Annotated in this window: 12 protein-coding genes; all 12 read left to right on the top strand. The window is 32.8% G+C overall.

All coding sequences use genetic code 11. The annotated features are described in order from the left end of the window. Positions 1–40 precede the first annotated feature (40 nt). Complete coding sequence (locus ACREV6_RS08305; protein ID WP_431577541.1) at positions 41–1,330, top strand: S41 family peptidase; 1,290 nt, start codon at positions 41–43, stop codon at positions 1,328–1,330. A gap of 139 nt (positions 1,331–1,469) precedes the next feature. After that, a complete protein-coding gene (locus ACREV6_RS08300) occupies positions 1,470–2,783 on the top strand; it encodes a PDZ domain-containing protein (protein ID WP_431577540.1) in 1,314 nt (437 codons plus the stop codon). Positions 2,784–3,319: 536 nt separating this feature from the next. Continuing rightward, positions 3,320–3,529 (top strand): helix-turn-helix domain-containing protein, encoded by a 210-nt coding sequence (locus ACREV6_RS08295; RefSeq protein ID WP_431577539.1) that lies wholly within the window; start codon positions 3,320–3,322, stop codon positions 3,527–3,529. 682 nt (positions 3,530–4,211) lie between these two features. Further along, positions 4,212–5,426 (top strand): C40 family peptidase, encoded by a 1,215-nt coding sequence (locus tag ACREV6_RS08290; RefSeq protein WP_431577538.1) that lies wholly within the window; start codon positions 4,212–4,214, stop codon positions 5,424–5,426. A 298-nt stretch (positions 5,427–5,724) separates the two neighbouring features. Beyond that, positions 5,725–6,129, top strand: a complete 405-nt coding sequence (locus tag ACREV6_RS08285) for a hypothetical protein (protein WP_431577537.1) — start codon at positions 5,725–5,727, stop codon at positions 6,127–6,129. A 276-nt stretch (positions 6,130–6,405) separates the two neighbouring features. Beyond that, positions 6,406–7,185 (top strand): hypothetical protein, encoded by a 780-nt coding sequence (locus ACREV6_RS08280; RefSeq protein WP_431577536.1) that lies wholly within the window; start codon positions 6,406–6,408, stop codon positions 7,183–7,185. A 283-nt stretch (positions 7,186–7,468) separates the two neighbouring features. Continuing rightward, positions 7,469–9,454 carry an excinuclease ABC subunit UvrB gene (gene uvrB / locus ACREV6_RS08275; RefSeq protein ID WP_431577535.1) on the top strand — a complete coding sequence of 662 codons (1,986 nt, stop codon included), beginning with the start codon at positions 7,469–7,471 and terminating at the stop codon, positions 9,452–9,454. A gap of 58 nt (positions 9,455–9,512) precedes the next feature. Next, positions 9,513–12,350 carry an excinuclease ABC subunit UvrA gene (uvrA, locus tag ACREV6_RS08270; RefSeq protein ID WP_431577534.1) on the top strand — a complete coding sequence of 946 codons (2,838 nt, stop codon included), beginning with the start codon at positions 9,513–9,515 and terminating at the stop codon, positions 12,348–12,350. A gap of 70 nt (positions 12,351–12,420) precedes the next feature. Further along, positions 12,421–12,849: an FHA domain-containing protein gene (locus ACREV6_RS08265; RefSeq protein WP_431577533.1), complete on the top strand. Its 429-nt coding sequence runs from the start codon at positions 12,421–12,423 to the stop codon at positions 12,847–12,849. Positions 12,850–12,887: 38 nt separating this feature from the next. After that, positions 12,888–14,132 (top strand): FtsW/RodA/SpoVE family cell cycle protein, encoded by a 1,245-nt coding sequence (locus ACREV6_RS08260; RefSeq protein ID WP_431577532.1) that lies wholly within the window; start codon positions 12,888–12,890, stop codon positions 14,130–14,132. After that, entirely contained in the window at positions 14,125–15,549 is a 1,425-nt protein-coding gene (locus tag ACREV6_RS08255; protein WP_431577531.1) for a peptidoglycan D,D-transpeptidase FtsI family protein, read from the top strand. The genes ACREV6_RS08260 and ACREV6_RS08255 overlap by 8 nt, the downstream gene beginning before the upstream one ends. Before the next feature lie 290 nt (positions 15,550–15,839). Then, on the top strand, positions 15,840–17,702 hold the full coding sequence (uvrC, locus tag ACREV6_RS08250; RefSeq protein WP_431577530.1) for an excinuclease ABC subunit UvrC: 1,863 nt from the start codon (positions 15,840–15,842) through the stop codon (positions 17,700–17,702). Positions 17,703–17,724 lie beyond the last annotated feature (22 nt).

Genomic DNA, 17,724 nt, shown 5'->3' with positions numbered 1-17,724 from the left:
ACATAAATAATATATAGAGAATTACAAAGAGGTGTATAAAATGGGCGATGAAAATAGATTTGGACAATATAAAACTGTAGAATATAATGATGAGAAACACAAAACACGCAAAACAAAGAAAACAAAATGGATTATTTGGATTATAGTTATAGTAATTGCTACTAACCTCATAACCCTATTTGTTTCAACTCAAATATCCTTAAGAACTGCCAATGGAAAAGTAATAATTGGAAGAGATGCTTATGACCAAGTAGTAAAGTTTCAAAAGCTATTTTTAGTGAGAAATAAACTATATGAGTACTACGATGGAAAAATTAGTGATGATGTTTTAGTAGAAGGTGCTATAAAAGGAATGACTAATTCACTAGAGGATCCTTATACAGTTTTTATGAACAAAAAAGAGTTTACAGCCTTTAATACTCAAACAATAGGAACTTATATAGGTCTTGGTTTGCAAGTAGACATTAAAGGAAAAAATATAGTTGTTGTCGCGCCGTTTGATCCATCACCAGCTAAAAGTGCAGGAATACTTCCTGGAGATGTTATTGAAAAGGTTAATGGAATAGCTGTGACAGGAAAAGAACTAGACAAAGCTATTACAATGATGAAAGGCAAGGAAAATGAAACTGTCAAGTTAACTCTTAATAGAAAAAATAAAGGCAGTTTTGAAGTTAATCTTAAATGTGCTAAAATTGATTTGGTAACAGTTAAAGGTGAAATGTTAGATAAAAATGTTGGATATATTCAACTTACAATGTTTGATGAAAATACTGCTAAGAATTTTGAAAAAAAATTATCAGAATTAAAAGGCAAAGGTATGAAAAGTTTAATAGTAGATGTAAGAGGAAACCCTGGTGGACTTTTAGATCAAGTTGTAGACTTAACATCTAACTTTGTACCTAAAGGAAAGGTTATTGTATCTACAATAGATAAGAATAAGAAAAGAAGCGAAGATAAATCTAAGGGTGGTCTGGCTATAGGCATGCCACTCACAGTATTAACAGATGAAGGTTCAGCAAGTGCTTCAGAAATTTTTGCAGGAGCAATCAGAGACTATAAGGTTGGTACTTTAGTGGGAGAAAAGACCTTTGGTAAAGGGATAGTTCAAAGGATGTTTTACAGAGATATTGATGGTTTTGATGATGGTACTGCATTAAAAGTAACTATATCAAAATATTATACTCCAAGTGGTGAGAATATACATCATATTGGAATAAAACCAGAAATTGAGGTGGTTTATCCAAAAGCACTTAAAGAGAAAGCATATGATAGAACTTTGGATCCACAGTTTGAAAAAGCTTTAGAGATAGCTAAGGGTAAAATCAAGTAACAACATACCAAGTATCTACCAATAAATTTGGTGGATACTTGGTTTTTAACAACAGTTCAGCATCGCAGATGATTAGCTAAAGCTAAAAGAACAATTCCTATCCTCGTATAGAAGTGGGAGTCTCCTTGTTCTAAGTAAGATGAAAGGAGAATTTTATTCAATGGACATTGCAATACATACTTTAAGAGCAGTTGCTTCTGCAATTGTAGATCCTTCAAATGCATTTATATTAATAATGATCGGATTAATTTTTTATAATAAAAATAAGAAAATATCGGTTATGCAGAAAATGATAATGGGAGAAAGTTTAGATTCACCTTTTGAGTTGACTATATCTCAAATTGTAATAGGAATTATTGCAGGGACCCTAGCAAGTCTTATGTTTACATTTTTAGGTCTAGTTTTTGATGAGAATTCAAGTATTTATTTATTGTTTATGTTGTCATTGTTTTTTATGGCATTTAAGCCTAGATTTATATGCTTTTCTTATTCTGGTGCAGTTTTAGGTATAGCCAGCCTAGTGTTTAAATATGCAGCTATCATATTGCATATGCCAAAATTAGATTTTATAAACGTAGATATTCTTACCTTAATGACGTTGGTGGGTGTATTACATATTATTGAGGGAAGTTTAGTAATGATAGATGGATCAAGAGGAGCTATTCCTGTTTTTACAAATAGAGACAATAAAATTATTGGGGGATTTGCCTTAAAAAGATATTGGGCATTGCCAATTGCTATACTTATACTTTTAAGTTCTCAGAGCTCGGATCTGGTGGCAGGACAGAGCTTAATGACTCCACAGTGGATGCCTGCAATAAGAGGGACTATAGCGGGTAAAATCTTAGAAAAATCAATCATAGCTTCTATTGCGCTTTATGGGATCATTGGTTATAGCAGTATTACCTTTACTAAGAGTAAGGGCAAGAAAACTCTATTTTCAGGAGCACTAATAATGGGATATGGCGTGATTTTAACAGCTATATCACAATTAGCAGTATTTGGCGTAGCTATTCAAATTTTTATTTTGATATTTGCAGCTGCACTGCATGAAGCAATGTTGCAATTAGAAAAGCACCTGGAGCTCACTTTAAAACCTAAATTTGTTAGTGGCGATGAGGGAATTATGGTTCTAGAAGTAGCCCCTAAATCTCCTGCTTTTCAAATGGGAATTCAAAGTGGAGATTTAATAGTCGGACTTAACGATAAAAAAATAGAGTCTGAAGAAGAAATTTTACATATAGTTAAAGGTAATTTCGATTCAATATCTTTAAAAATCAAAAAAACATCTGGAGAATTAAAAGATATGAGTTATACCAATGTAGATGGGAACAAAAGACTAGGAGTAGTGATTGTACCAAGGGAGCTACCAAAAGACAATTCTATAGTAAAGATGGATGACGAAAGCTTTAAAGATGTACTGGAAAAAATGAAAGACAGAGATAAAAAATAAAGAAAGGTGCACAATTCTCTGGAGTGCCTTGCAAACGAACTCGAAACTAGAAATTCCATTAAGAAATTCTAATCTTTTGCTCGTGTAAAATCCTCTAACGCTCACATTCGGCGTCCTGCCTCAGGTTCGCTAGCTTGCACTTCCTGTGCAAGCTTACGAGGATTTTACATTCGTAAAAGAAGAATTTCTAAATGGAATTTCAATAGTTTCAGCGTTTCGTATTGCAAGTCACTCCAGAGAAATTGCATTCTTTCTTTTTTATGTAGATTTGGGGGGGAAACCTTGGGGGGACATAATATATGGCTGAGTTGCATAATCTTTTGCAACAGAGCAGTCCCAAAATATTTTAGCCGATAGGCTGCGAATTTTTTGTATAATAATATTGAAATATTATTTATTTTAATGGATAAGTCCAAAATTCTTTTAGGCGTTAGCCTTGTGATATAACGACTGCAACCTCAAGTTGACAAAAAAGCAAATTAAAATTGGTAGTGTGATAACCGAAGTTTAGGTATTATTTAGGTGTGGTGATGGAGTTGAGTTTTTCAGAAAAATTACAAGGATTGAGAAAAGAAAAAACATTGTCACAAGAACAACTTGCAGAATTATTGAATGTATCTCGTCAGTCAGTATCAAAATGGGAATATGGACAAACGTATCCAGAAATAAATATGGTGGGTGTTTTTTTGCCACTTGGCGTTCCTTATATTATTAAAGGAATCAAAGAAATGAAAGGGAAAATTTAAAAATATAAATATATACTGGGGCATTAGGACAATACTGTTAAAATTGACTGTAAAATTACATGGTCAATTTTGTTTTTTTGCAACAGAACAAGCCTAACTTACTGCATACCCAAAGTATGGCAATAAAAATACCGAAAAATATTAATAAAGGAATAATAGTATTAATGAAATCATTATATTCAGGGTCATCAAGGTTTTTAGTTTTAAATAATTCAAGTATAAAAATGATAATAAAATCCATAAATACAATTACACCTAATTGTTTACAAATAGGTTTTAAAGCAGCATAAAATAAAAATTCAATATAAAATATTTATTTAATTATACCATTATTACCGTAAATTTACAATAAATCATTAAACTATGATTTATTTAAAGACAACGCAATATGTGTAATTTGTATTTGCTAGTTTTATCTTTATTAGGGATTTTAAATTTCTGAAAACAAGAATTTTTTAGTATATAAGTGCTATAATACTAAATACTACTGCATCATATTTACCTTAGTGCTTTTTAATGTGAGTTTTAATAGTACTCAAAAAAAAGGGGGTGGATGAATACACTTAAATAAATCATAAAGTATATTATGGCGAAATGTAGATGTAAAATCAAAATAATAAGTAGTGGTTAAGATATAGCATATACTTGAATTGAATTTAGAATATAGAGAGAAGGTAAACTAATGAAAAAAAGAATAGCTCTTATAGTAACACTGTTTACAATAGTAAGTTCACAAATTGCATTTGCAGATAGTGGAGTAGTGAATACAGCCTCATTACGTGTTAGGCAAAAACCTTCACTGACTTCTTCAATTACAGGTTTTCTTTCAAAGAATACAAAAATAAATACCCTTGGAAAATATGGGGATTTTTATAAAATAAGTAATGGTGGAAAAACTGGATACGTGCATGGATCATATATAAACCTAGTAAAAAGTGCGTCTGTTCCGAAGAGCGTGCCAAGCGTAAAACCGGCTTACGTAGAAAAATATGGAGTTATAACAGCAAATATTTTAAATGTAAGGTCTGGAGCTGGTCCAAGCTATCCTGTGACGGGTACTATTAAGCTTGGAAGTAAAGTTACAATGTATGAAAACACAAATGGTTTTTATAAAATAACTTATTCTGGAAAAACAAGCTATATAAGTGCATTATATGTAAAAGTTACAGGGCAAAAGACTGTAAATTCAAATAGTACAAGCAGTTCTACTGCACCGACGCCTGTACCGAAAGCTACAGGAGTTGGGACTATTACAGCCTCTGATTTTTTGAGTGTAAGAAAAACAGCTTCATTGGCTAATGATGTTATTGTTATGGGTAAGAAGTATCCTAAAGAAAAAGTAGAGATATATGGAACTCAAGGTGAATTCTATAAAATTAAGTATGCTGGCGAATGGGGATATATATATAAATCCTATGTAAGCATGGTTGATGATACGTCAAACAAAGCTCAATATGTTGAAGATGGACAACAATATAATACAACAGCAACTGGAAATAATTTAGTGTCATATTCAAACAAATTTTTGGGTACACCTTATATATGGGGTGGTGAAACACCAGCAAAATTCAGCACTACTGGGAAATATTTAAGTGGTGGATTCGATTGTTCAGGGCTTGTGCAGTATATTTATAAAAACTTTGGTATGAATTTACCTAGAACGACTATGGAACAGGTAGATATAGGTGCAACTGTTAATATAAATAATCTTGAAAGTGGGGATTTAGTCTTTTTTACTACAAATTCAGCTGAACCTTCTCAAGTATCTCATGTGGGAATATATATTGGAAATAATAAATTTATACATTGTCCTAAACCTGGTGATGTTGTAAAAATATCTGAATTAACTGGTTATTACGTAGATCATTTTGTAATAGGTAAAAGAATAATAGAATAAATAAATTTATTATGTATATTTACTAAGCGGCAAGCCATTACTTATTGGGCTTGCCTTTTTATATGGAACAAGATAATGTATTTTTTAACTGCATTTCAGAAAATGGAATGTTGAGTAAGTATTTGCAACTAATATTTTATATTGGTTATAGATTGTTAACATTATTGACACCTGAATGCAACAATTATCTACTATTATTAATGAATAGACACTGATTTTTTTTCGAAAACAATATCAGCTCAGTATTAAATTGAAATTATAATATAGCCTTTAAAGGCAGAAATGAGGACAAATTATTATGGGAATCAAAGAAAAAAATGCATCTAAAAAATCAAAGGGATCTTCTATCTCAATTGTTATGTATCTTGTAGCTTCAGTTGTGGCAATGATTGGTGTTGCATTATTGGTTAATAATATTCTATTATTTAAAAGTACGGTTAGTCAAGCTGTAGCTCAGGGTTATGATATTGCTACTGTAAGAAAAGCATTATTGACATCGCAATTGTTGCCAGGAATGTTTGAACCAATTGGTATATATGGAGGTATCGCATTTGTTTTATTTGGTGTGGGTAAAGTGAATAAAAAAGTTTCGGATTCTTTTATGTTACTAAGTAAAAGCGAGATTGAACATGATGTTATTGAAGAAAATAATGTTGTAGAAAAAAATACTATAGAAGAAAATGTTATAGAAAAAAATGTTTAATTGAAATAAAACAAAAGGACTTGCCTTATCAGTTTATACTGAGGAGGCAAGTCCTTTTGTTTAAAAAGGGCATCTTTAGAATATATTAGTCGAATTAAACTACATATAATTAATTGGATTTGATGTTATAATATAGTATATTATAAGGCTTTTTATTTAAGTAATCATAGTAGCTGTTTATGTGGACGTTGGAAATAGATTTAAAAGCAATGAAATTATATTAGTTTAAGTACCTGGTGAAGGTAAGACGATAAGGTATGCAAAGGTGGAATTTTAATGAAAAAACAAAAATTATTAATATTAGCGCTAATAATTAGTTTGGTGTTTGGAACTTATAGCTTTTTTAGTTTAAACCAGCGAGAAAAAACTGCAAATGAATTATTTAAATACACTTTGTCCCAGGCCCAATTTTGTTTTGCAGGGGACTATACTATAATGAAGGATGATGAAAAAAATCATTATTATATAATGGCAGCCTCTAACTTATATACAGCTTTATCTATAGAAGATTTAACTTCATATGGCAAGAGTGAAAACCACAATGAATTAATTAGTGCGATAAAGGAGCTTTATTATTGTATGACAGAAACTAACACAACTAATAGTAGATTGAAGGCGATTACGGAAAAGCGAGTAGATATATATAAATACTTAACATGTATTGTAAAAGATCCTAATGATAAAAATAGTTATGATGCACTTTCTAGACTTTCAAATAATTTGCGTTTAGGTGTTGAAGATGTAGTAATTAATTATGAGGGCACCAGTGATAATTGGCATGTAGGTTATAAAATCGATGGTAATGAGTACTCACATGACACTTATTATACATTTAAGTACACTGGGAAAGAAGGTAACTTGGTAAAGGATGTAAAATACTCAATAGATACTAGGAGCGAAGGAGAAGAGGGCGAATTCTCAATGGATAATACCATGGTTCATACGGGCAAACTGATACTACCAACAGGATTTCCTAAGTCTACTGATAGAGATATGATAGTAAAAATAGAATGGAATGGAAAAAAAGAGTCGTTAATATTAAAAAAGTCTAAATAAGAAATTATAATTAATATTTACATTACAAGCTTTTTTCTAAGAGGATGCTGTAACAAAAAGTATATATTGCTAGAAATGCGTTCACGACCCTAAGTAGTTCAACGCATTTTACGAAATATATACTTTTGTTAGTATCATTCTAAGAAAAAAGAGTCAATCTAAAAAGGAGATATTGACATATTAAATACTTATAGTTAAAATAGAGTAGACGAACAAACGTTCAGATAGATGATAGCAATTAATAGTTGTTATCGCACCTAGAGAAATACAAGGGGGTGTGTTTATGAATGAATTCAAATTACATTCAAAGTTTAAACCTACTGGAGATCAACCACAGGCTATTGAGAGTCTTGTGGGAGGAATTGAAGAAGGTAAAAAGTTTCAAACTCTTAAAGGCGTAACTGGTTCAGGTAAGACTTTTACTATGGCTAATATTATTGAAAGAGTTCAAAAGCCTACTTTGGTGCTTGCCCATAATAAGGTTTTAGCGGCACAGCTTTGCTCGGAGTTTAGAGAATTTTTTCCTGACAACTGTGTGGAGTATTTTGTGTCTTACTATGATTATTATCAGCCTGAGGCTTATATTGCACAAACGGATACTTTTATAGAAAAAGACTCATCTATTAATGATGATATTGATAAATTAAGACATTCAGCTACATCAGCACTGCTGGAGCGCAATGATGTTATTGTGGTGGCTTCAGTTTCATGTATATATGGACTTGGAAACCCTGAAGAATATAAAAAACTTACAGTTTCTTTAAGGGAAGGTATGGAAAAGGATAGAAATGAAGTTTTAAGACAATTAGTTGATATACAGTATGAGAGAAATGACATTAATTTTATTCGCGGAACCTTTAGAGTAAGAGGGGACACTGTTGATATATTTCCTGCTTCATCCAGCAGCGAAGGAATTAGGGTAGAGTTTTTCGGTGATGAAATAGATAAAATTAGGTCTTTTGATTCGCTAACAGGAGAAATTATTGGAGCACGAAAGCATGTATCTATTTTCCCAGCTTCTCATTTTGCGACTTCAAAGGAGAAACTAGAGCCTGCTATAGAACAAATAGAAGAAGAGTTAGAGCTTAGATTAAAGGAACTTATATCACAGGATAAATTACTAGAGGCTCAAAGACTTAAGCAAAGAACTAACTTTGATATTGAAATGATAAGAGAGGTTGGTTACTGTAGTGGTATAGAGAATTATTCTAGAATTTTAGATGGGAGGCCAAAAGGAACAGCGCCTCAAACCTTGATGCACTATTTTCCAAAGGATTTTTTAATGTTTATAGATGAAAGTCATGTAACGCTTCCACAGGTTAGAGCTATGTTTGGCGGAGATAAATCAAGAAAGACTAATTTAATTGAGTATGGATTTAGACTTCCTTCTGCCTTTGATAATAGGCCTCTAACTTTTGAAGAGTTTGAGGGTACTATGAATCAGACAGTTTTCGTAAGTGCAACTCCAAACGTATATGAAGCAGAGCATAGTGAGAATACTGCAGAGCAAGTGATAAGACCTACAGGGCTATTAGACCCTGAAATAGATATTAGACCGGTTAAAGGGCAAATAGATGATTTATATGCGAGTATTCAGGACACAATAAAAAAAGGGTTTAGAGTTTTAGTTACAACGCTTACAAAAAAAATGTCAGAGGATTTGACTAAATACTTTAGAGAAATGGATATGAAAGTTACTTACCTACATTCGGATATTGATACTATAGAAAGAATGAAGATTATCCAAGATCTTAGGCTTGGTACATTCGATGTACTAGTAGGTATTAATCTTTTAAGAGAAGGCTTAGATATTCCGGAAGTAGCTCTTGTGGCAATCCTTGATGCAGATAAGGAAGGATTTTTGCGCTCTGAAACCTCTTTAATTCAAACTATAGGAAGGGCTGCAAGAAATTCAGAGAGTAAAGTAATAATGTATGCGGACAGAATCACAAAGTCTATGAAAAAGGCTATGGATGAAACTAATAGACGTAGAAAACTTCAAATGGATTATAATGAAGAGAATGATATAATACCAACTACTATTATTAAAGATATTAGGGAAGTACTAGGAGCTGTTACAGTGGCAGAGGAAGAAGCGGTATATGAAACCCTGGAAGCTGCTATGGAAGCAAATTACGATGAAACTAAAAAGTTAATGGATAAGTATGAAAGTGAAATGAAGCAGGCAGCTAAGGATTTACAATTTGAAAGAGCAGCGCAGCTTAGAGATATAATTTTTAAACTTAAAAAACAAATTAAGAATATTTAAGAGTTAAAAGTTGAGAGAGTTGTTAATTATTTAAGGGAAGTATACGAGGAGTGAAATTATGAGGGATAAGATTTTTATAAAGGGTGCTAAGGTTAACAATTTAAAAAATGTAGATTTAGAGATACCAAGAGATAAATTTGTAGTGTTTACTGGACTTTCGGGATCTGGTAAATCTTCGCTTGCTTTTGATACATTATATGCAGAAGGGCAAAGAAGGTATGTAGAGTCACTGTCAGCGTATGCAAGGCAGTTTTTAGGCAATATGGATAAGCCAGATGTTGAATACATAGAGGGGCTATCTCCTGCTATTTCTATAGATCAGAAAACAACTAACAGAAATCCACGTTCTACAGTGGGTACTGTAACTGAAATTTATGATTATTTGAGATTACTTTATGCTAAAGTTGGAACGCCTCATTGTCCTAAGTGTGGCAAGGTGATTTCTCAACAGACTGTGGATCAGATGGTGGACAGAATAATGGAAATGCCACCGAAAACTAAGCTTTTAATTCTTTCACCTATAATAAGGGGAAAAAAGGGCGAGCATGTTAAGATATTAGAGAATATTAAAAAGAATGGGTTTGTTCGCGCTAGAATAGATGGTAATATTGTAGAACTTATGGAAGAAGATATAAAGCTTATAAAGACTAAAAAACATAGTATAGAGATCGTCATTGATAGAATTTCTGTAAAAGAGGAAATTCGTGGTAGGCTTTCTGAATCCTTAGAAAGTGCTTTAAAATTAGCAGAGGGAACGGCAATAGCTAGCACTATAGGTGCTGGCGTCGTAGATGGAGAAGATATGCTTTTTAGTGAACATTTTGCTTGCCCGGATTGTGGTATCAGTCTAGGGGAACTGGCACCTAGGATGTTTTCTTTTAACTCTCCTTTTGGTAAGTGTGATACTTGTGATGGACTTGGTACCCTTATGGAAATCGACGAGGATTTAATTATGCCAGATAAAAGTAAGAGTATTTTGGGTGGAGCTATTTTGTCCTTTGGAGAAGGCAGTCTTAAAGAGGATTCCTGGACTTTTGCAGTATTAAAGGCACTAAGCGAAAAATATAAGTTTAGTTTAGATACGCCTATAGAAAAATATGATCCGGAAATCCTTAAAATACTATTATATGGAACTAATGGAGAACGAATAAAGGTAGAGTATGTTAAGGAGTATAGAACAGGAACCTTTAATCATGTTTATGAAGGCATTATAAACAATTTAAAAAGGCGATATTTTGAAACCTCTTCTGATTATATAAAAAGAGAAGTTGAACAATATATGGGGGATAATGCATGTCCTAAGTGTAATGGTGCAAGGTTGAGCCCCGAGGCATTAGCTGTAACTGTGGGTGAGAAAAATATATATGAATTTTGCAATATGTCAATTGTAGATGAAGTGAAATTTTTAGAAAATATTGAATTGTCAGAAAAAAATAAGATGATAGCTAATCAGATTTTTAAAGAAATAAATAATAGACTTAGTTTTCTTAAGAACGTTGGGCTTGATTATCTGAATTTAACAAGATCAGCAGGAACGCTTTCTGGTGGAGAAGCGCAGAGAATAAGACTAGCTACCCAGATAGGTTCAAGCCTTATGGGAGTTTTATATATTTTAGATGAACCTAGTATTGGACTTCATCAAAGGGATAATGCAAAACTTATTAAGACATTGAAACAGCTAAGAGATTTAGGAAATACGCTGGTAGTTGTAGAGCATGATGAGGACACTATGATGGCAGCAGATTATATTGTAGATATTGGGCCAGGAGCTGGAGAACATGGTGGAGAAATTGTGGCGGCAGGAACAATAGACGATATAAAAAGTTGCGCGGAGTCAATTACAGGGCAATATTTAAGTGGTAAAAAGATGATTGAGGTTCCAGATAAAACAAGAGTCTCTAATGGCTCATGTATAAAAATAATTAATGCGAAGCAAAATAACCTTAAGAATGTTAGCGTGGAGTTTCCACTGGGTGTATTTACTTGCGTAACGGGTGTTTCGGGATCTGGAAAGAGTACTTTAGTAAATGAAATTCTATATAAAGGTCTTAATAAAAAGCTAAATAATTCTAAAAAGAATGCAGGACTTCATAAAGATATTTTAGGGGTAGAGAATATAGATAAAATTATAGATATAGACCAGGGTCCGATTGGACGTACTCCAAGATCCAATCCAGCTACCTATACAGGGGTATTTGATATAATTCGCGATGTTTTCTCTATGAGCTCAGAATCCAAGGTGCGAGGTTATAAGCCGGGTAGATTTAGCTTTAATGTAAAGGGTGGAAGATGTGAGGCTTGCAAGGGCGATGGAATAATTAAAATAGAAATGCAGTTTTTATCTGATGTATATGTGCCTTGCGAGGTTTGTAAGGGCAAAAGATACAATAGAGAAACCTTAGAGGTTAAGTATAAAGGAAAGAATATTGATGAAATTTTAAATATGACTGTGGAGGAAGCAGTAAAATTCTTTGAAAATATTCCAAGAATCCATAGTAAATTTAAAACACTGATAGATGTTGGACTAGGTTACATTAGACTAGGGCAACCTTCAACTCAACTATCTGGTGGTGAGGCTCAAAGAATTAAATTGGCCTCAGAATTATCTAAGAGAAGTACAGGCAAGACTTTTTATATTTTAGATGAGCCTACAACAGGACTTCATATTGATGATGTTAGCAAACTTATTAAAATACTTCAAAGATTAGTTGACGCAGGTAACACTGTAGTGGTAATAGAACATAATTTAGATGTTATAAAGTGCTCAGACTATATTATAGATTTAGGGCCAGAGGGTGGAGACAAGGGAGGTTACATTATGTGTAGTGGAACTCCAAAAGAAATATCTTTAAATGTAAATTCATATACAGGACAATATTTAAAAAAAATGTTATAATTTATTCAAGGCTAGCATATTAATTCAATGCTGGTCTTTGATTATTTTTATAAAGAGGAGAAAATGACTTATGACTATTATAAGCTCGATCATGAAATATGCAATTATAGCGATTATATACCTCATAATAATATTTGCTTTGAGAATAATGTATAAAGACATAAAAGGTGGTGGAAAGAAGAAAACAGTAATAAAGAAAACTATGGGACTTGAGGTTATAGAAAGAGGAGAAAATTTCAACTTAAGAGTGGGTGCGGTTATTCCTTTGAATGATGAACTTACAGTAGGTAGAAAAGCAGATAATCTTTTAATATTAGGTGATAAATACGTGTCTTCTCAGCATGTAAGGATATATAGAAAGAACACAGATTATATTCTGCAGGATTTGGGGAGTACTAATGGTACATTAATGAACAATAAAAGGGTGAAAGACAGTGTGGCTATAAAAAAAGGTGACGAAATAAAAATAGGAACTTCAATTTTCAAGGTTATAGGATAAATTTCAGCACCGAAGGTGATGATTAACGAGGTGATAATATGGAAAGTATAAAGGAAGAACGGAAACTTCTAAGGTATACTTATCTTTTATGTATAGTTTTATTTGTAAATATGTTTTTTATTGGTAAAGAAGGATTTGATAAGGGCGCATTAATAATGGGTGTGATAATATGTATACTTTTTGCCTATTCTCACTTTATAATAAGAAGATTTTTCCCCGACGGAGATAAATATATTTTACTATTTTCAAATGTTTTGGCGGTTATAGGCATGGGCATTTTATATAGACTAGACTCGCCTACTGCCCTTAAACAACTTATATGGTATACCGTAGGCATTGCCATATTTATTTTAGTAGTAGTGCTTTTTCCTAGCTTGACTAGTTTTGGAAAGTATAAATGGGTTTATTTGGTATGTACTCTTGTACTTATGTCTATGGGAAGTATATTTGCAGATCCAACTTATGGAGCTAAAAACTGGGTAAATATTGCTGGATTTAGTTTTCAACCAACAGAATTTGGTAAATTATCATTGGTGGCATATTTAGCATCATCATTACAGAATTATGGTAAAGGTATTAAGGGGAAGTCAGAGCTTATAAAATTTAAGTCTCTAATTGAGCCAGGAATTGTAGTTATGGTTTCGCTTGGGCTTATGGTGATTCAAAAGGATTTAGGATCAGCACTCTTATTTTTTGCTATTTCAGTAACTATGTTATATATTGCTACTTCAAACTTTAAATATGTACTGGTATGTTTAGTACTTTTTATGGTAGGTGGAGTTATAAGCTATAAACTTTTTGGACATGTGCGCTTAAGGGTTTTAATTTGGGGTGACCCATGGAAATATGGATATGATCAAGGGCATCAGGTAGTACAATCCTTAATTTCTATAGCTTCAGGTGGCCTTTTTGGAACAGGTCTTGGGCTTGGATACCCTAAAATGGTTCCTGTAGTTAATACGGATTTTATTTTTGCAGCTATTTGTGAGGAAATGGGTGTGCTTACTGGGTTTGCTATACTTATTTTATACTTTTTGCTGTTTTATAGATGCATGAGAGTACCTGTTTATGGTAAGGATAAATTTTCAAGACTTCTAGCAGTGGGCTATAGCACAATGATAGCCGCTCAAGTATTGGTTATTGTAGGTGGTGTGGTTGGAGCTATTCCACTAACAGGTATAACCTTGCCACTAGTTAGTTATGGTGGGAGTTCTATGATAATAACTTTCTTTTCCCTAGGTATACTTCAAAAAATTTCGGAGGACGGTCAAAGTTATGAATGATTTTGTGATTAATATAAAAAAAGTAATGTTGGTATTTTTAATACTTTTTGTTGCTTTAATCTCCTATATAACCTATATTTATATGTTTAATAGTCAAAAGGCGGTGTCCAGTACTTTTAATCATAGACTATGGGCAGAAAGAAATAAGGTACTCAGGGGAACCGTTTATGATAAAGATATGACTCCCTTAACTAAAAGTACGAAATTAAGCGAAGTGTCTCAAAAACAAGAATATTTGCAAGGCGAGGTTTTTGCTCATGCTATAGGGTATATGAATCCTATATATGGACTTGCAGGACTTGAAAAAAAATATGATGCAGAACTTATGGGATCTGAAAGCACAGTAGCCTCAAAGCTTTTTGACTTTAATAAAAAGGAAGAAGAAAAGGTTGGTAATGGGCTGCGAACTACCCTTGATTCTAAGCTTCAAAAAAAAGCTTTTAATCTTTTAAAAGGTAAGCGCGGTTCAATAGTGGCTTTAAATCCTAAAACAGGAGAAATTTTAGCAATGGTGTCTATGCCATCTTATAACCCTAATAATTTAGAAAAGGATTGGAAAGGGATAGTTGCTAATAAGGATATGCCATTGCTTAACAGAGCAGTATCTGGGCTATATCCACCGGGATCTATATTTAAAACTATTACGGCAATAAGTGCCTTAGAGAACCTTCCAAATGTTTACAATAGGAGGTTTGAAGATACTGGTTCATTAGTTTTTAATGAAAGTTCATCACTTAGAAATTATGATGGTGAGGTTTTGGGAAATATAGATTTTAGAACTGCTTATTTGCATTCTAGTAATGTGTTTTTTGGATCCTTGGGTATTGATTTGGGAAATAAGGCACTAAAGGATACTGCAGAAAAATTTTATTTTAACAAGGATACTCCAGCTTCTGGTTTAAGCATAGAGAATAGTCAATTTCCAAGTTATAAAAGCAATGAAAAAGGTAATATAGCACAAAGTGCTATAGGGCAAGCTCAAGTTTTAACTTCTCCTATGGAAATGGCATTAGTTGCAGGCACGGTTGCTAATGATGGCATTATGATGCAACCAATGATGGTTAAAGAGATATTGAGTAGTAAGGGCAAATCACTAAAGAAAATAGCGCCTAAAGCATTAGGAGAAAACATGTCAAAAGAAAATGCTAAGATAATGAAAGATTTAATGAAGGATGTAGTGGCTGAAGGTACAGGGAAAAATGCAGCTGTGGATGGCATAACTGTTTGTGGAAAAACAGGCACTGCAGATCATAAGGGTGATGCCAGTAAACAGGTAGGACCACATTCCTGGTTTATTGGTTTTGCACCATATGAAAACCCTCAAATTGCCATAGCGGTAATTGTAGAAGAGGGCGGAGTAGGCGGCGGAGTTGCTGCCGAAATAACTAGAGAACTGATAAAAGTTTATTTGCAATAAAATTAAAAAAACATATAGAATGATGTGAAAACACTAATATTATAAAGTCAGATATGGAACGATATCTGACTTTATTTTCATATAATATGTCGTTACATTTTCACTGAAATACTTGGTCATTGAGCATTGTATATTGATTATTCTAAACTTGGATTAATATTTATTTTTAATTACCTATTAGTAATATAATGCATGTAGCAATTTGTAATAAATTGCCCAGGAAATAGGAATATATGACTAAAATAATTGATTTTTGTTATGTACTCCAGAAAGCGGCAAGGAGGTTTAATGTGTTTGATTTTGAATATCAACTAAAGATTCTTCCAGAGGCACCAGGAGTATATCTTATGAGAAATCACCTTGGTGAAATAATATACGTAGGGAAGGCTAAAATATTAAAAAATAGAGTAAGACAATACTTTCAAAATTCAAAGAATCATTCTGAAAAAGTGAAGGCTATGGTGAAAAATATAGCTGAATTTGAATACATAGTGACGGATTCAGAAATGGAAGCACTAATACTCGAGTGTAACCTTATTAAGAAATATAGCCCAAGATACAATATTTTGCTTAAGGACGATAAACATTATCCCTTTATAAAAATAACCATAAATGAGGAATTCCCAAGAGTCTTTGTAACTAGAAATATTGCAAATGATGGAGGGAAATATTTTGGGCCCTATACAGATTCGGCAGCTGTATATACCGTTATTGAGCTTATAAAAAAAATATTCCCCCTTAGAACCTGCAAGCGAGTTATTAAAGAAGGATTACCCTATACAAGGCCTTGCTTGAACTACCATATTGGGCTCTGCAAAGCTCCTTGTGCAGGTTATATTAATAGAGAAGATTATGGTAAATTCATAAAAGGTACAATGGAACTGCTTACAGGAAAAGATAGAAATATTGTGGATGGTCTAAAGCAAGAGATGGGAAGTGCATCAGAATCTTTGGAATTTGAAAAAGCAGCGGGTTTTCGAGATAAAATTTTGGCGGTAGATAAGATAAACGAAAAGCAAAAAATTGTAATAGGTAATTGCGAAAATGAAGATTTTATTAATTTATATGTGGATGAAAAAGATGTTTGCCTTCAGGTGTTTTTCCTTCGGGATGGAAAGATAATAGGCCGGGAACATTTTATTTTAAATGACGAAGCGGGTGAATTAGGAAGTGAACTTATAGAAGGATTTATAAAGAGATTTTACGGAGGTACAGCCTTTATTCCTAAAACTATATATGTTCCTTTTATAAATGAGGGAGAGATTCTGGAGCAATGGCTTAGCTCAAAAAAAGACTCAAAGGTAACAATTAAGGTTCCTCAAAAGGGAGAAAAGAAGAAGACTTTAGAAATGGTAGAAAATAATGCTAAGATAACTCTCCAACAATTCAAATTAAAGGATAGAGAGGATAAGGAAATTCATAAAATTGCATTGCAGGAGATTGTAGAACTATTGGAACTTGACGAAATACCAGAGCGAATTGAATCCTATGATATTTCAAATATAATGGGGGTGGATTCGGTAGGTAGTATGGTAGTTTTTGAAGATGGGAAACCTAAAAGTAGTGATTATAGAAGGTTTAAAATAAAATCTGTAATAGGAGCAAACGATTATGATAGCATGCGTGAAATTTTAGAGCGGAGGTTTAAGCGTGGACTTTATGAAGTGGAAGAAATAAAAGAGAGAAGTTTAGAATTAAGTAAAGGCAAGTTTTGTATATTCCCTGATTTAATTCTTATGGATGGTGGAAAAGGACAGGTCAATGTGGCACTAGAAGTATTGAATAGTCTTAATATAAATATACCTGTATGTGGAATGGTTAAGGATGACAAGCACAAAACTAGAGGTTTGATATATAATAATATAGAGCTAATTATGAAAAGTAATTCTCAAAGTATGCATTTAATTACTAGAATACAGGACGAGGTGCATAGATTTGCTATTACTTACCACAGAACCTTAAGAGACAAAAGAACACTATATTCTATATTAGATAATATACCTAATATAGGAGAAAAGAGAAGAAGAGAGCTACTCAAGAAATTTGGTAGCATTGATAATATAAAAAATGCAAGGGCTGAGGAATTAATGGACACTCCCTCTATGGATAGTAAAGCGGCACAATGTGTTTTAGAATATTTTAAAAAACAGTAAATAGTGTCAGTGGAATGAATAA

The organism is Clostridium sp., assembly GCF_050717515.1.
Taxonomy (GTDB): domain Bacteria; phylum Bacillota; class Clostridia; order Clostridiales; family Clostridiaceae; genus Clostridium_AD.
Note: the sequence above shows the minus strand (reverse complement) of the source record. Positions and strands in the feature narration are given on the sequence as shown.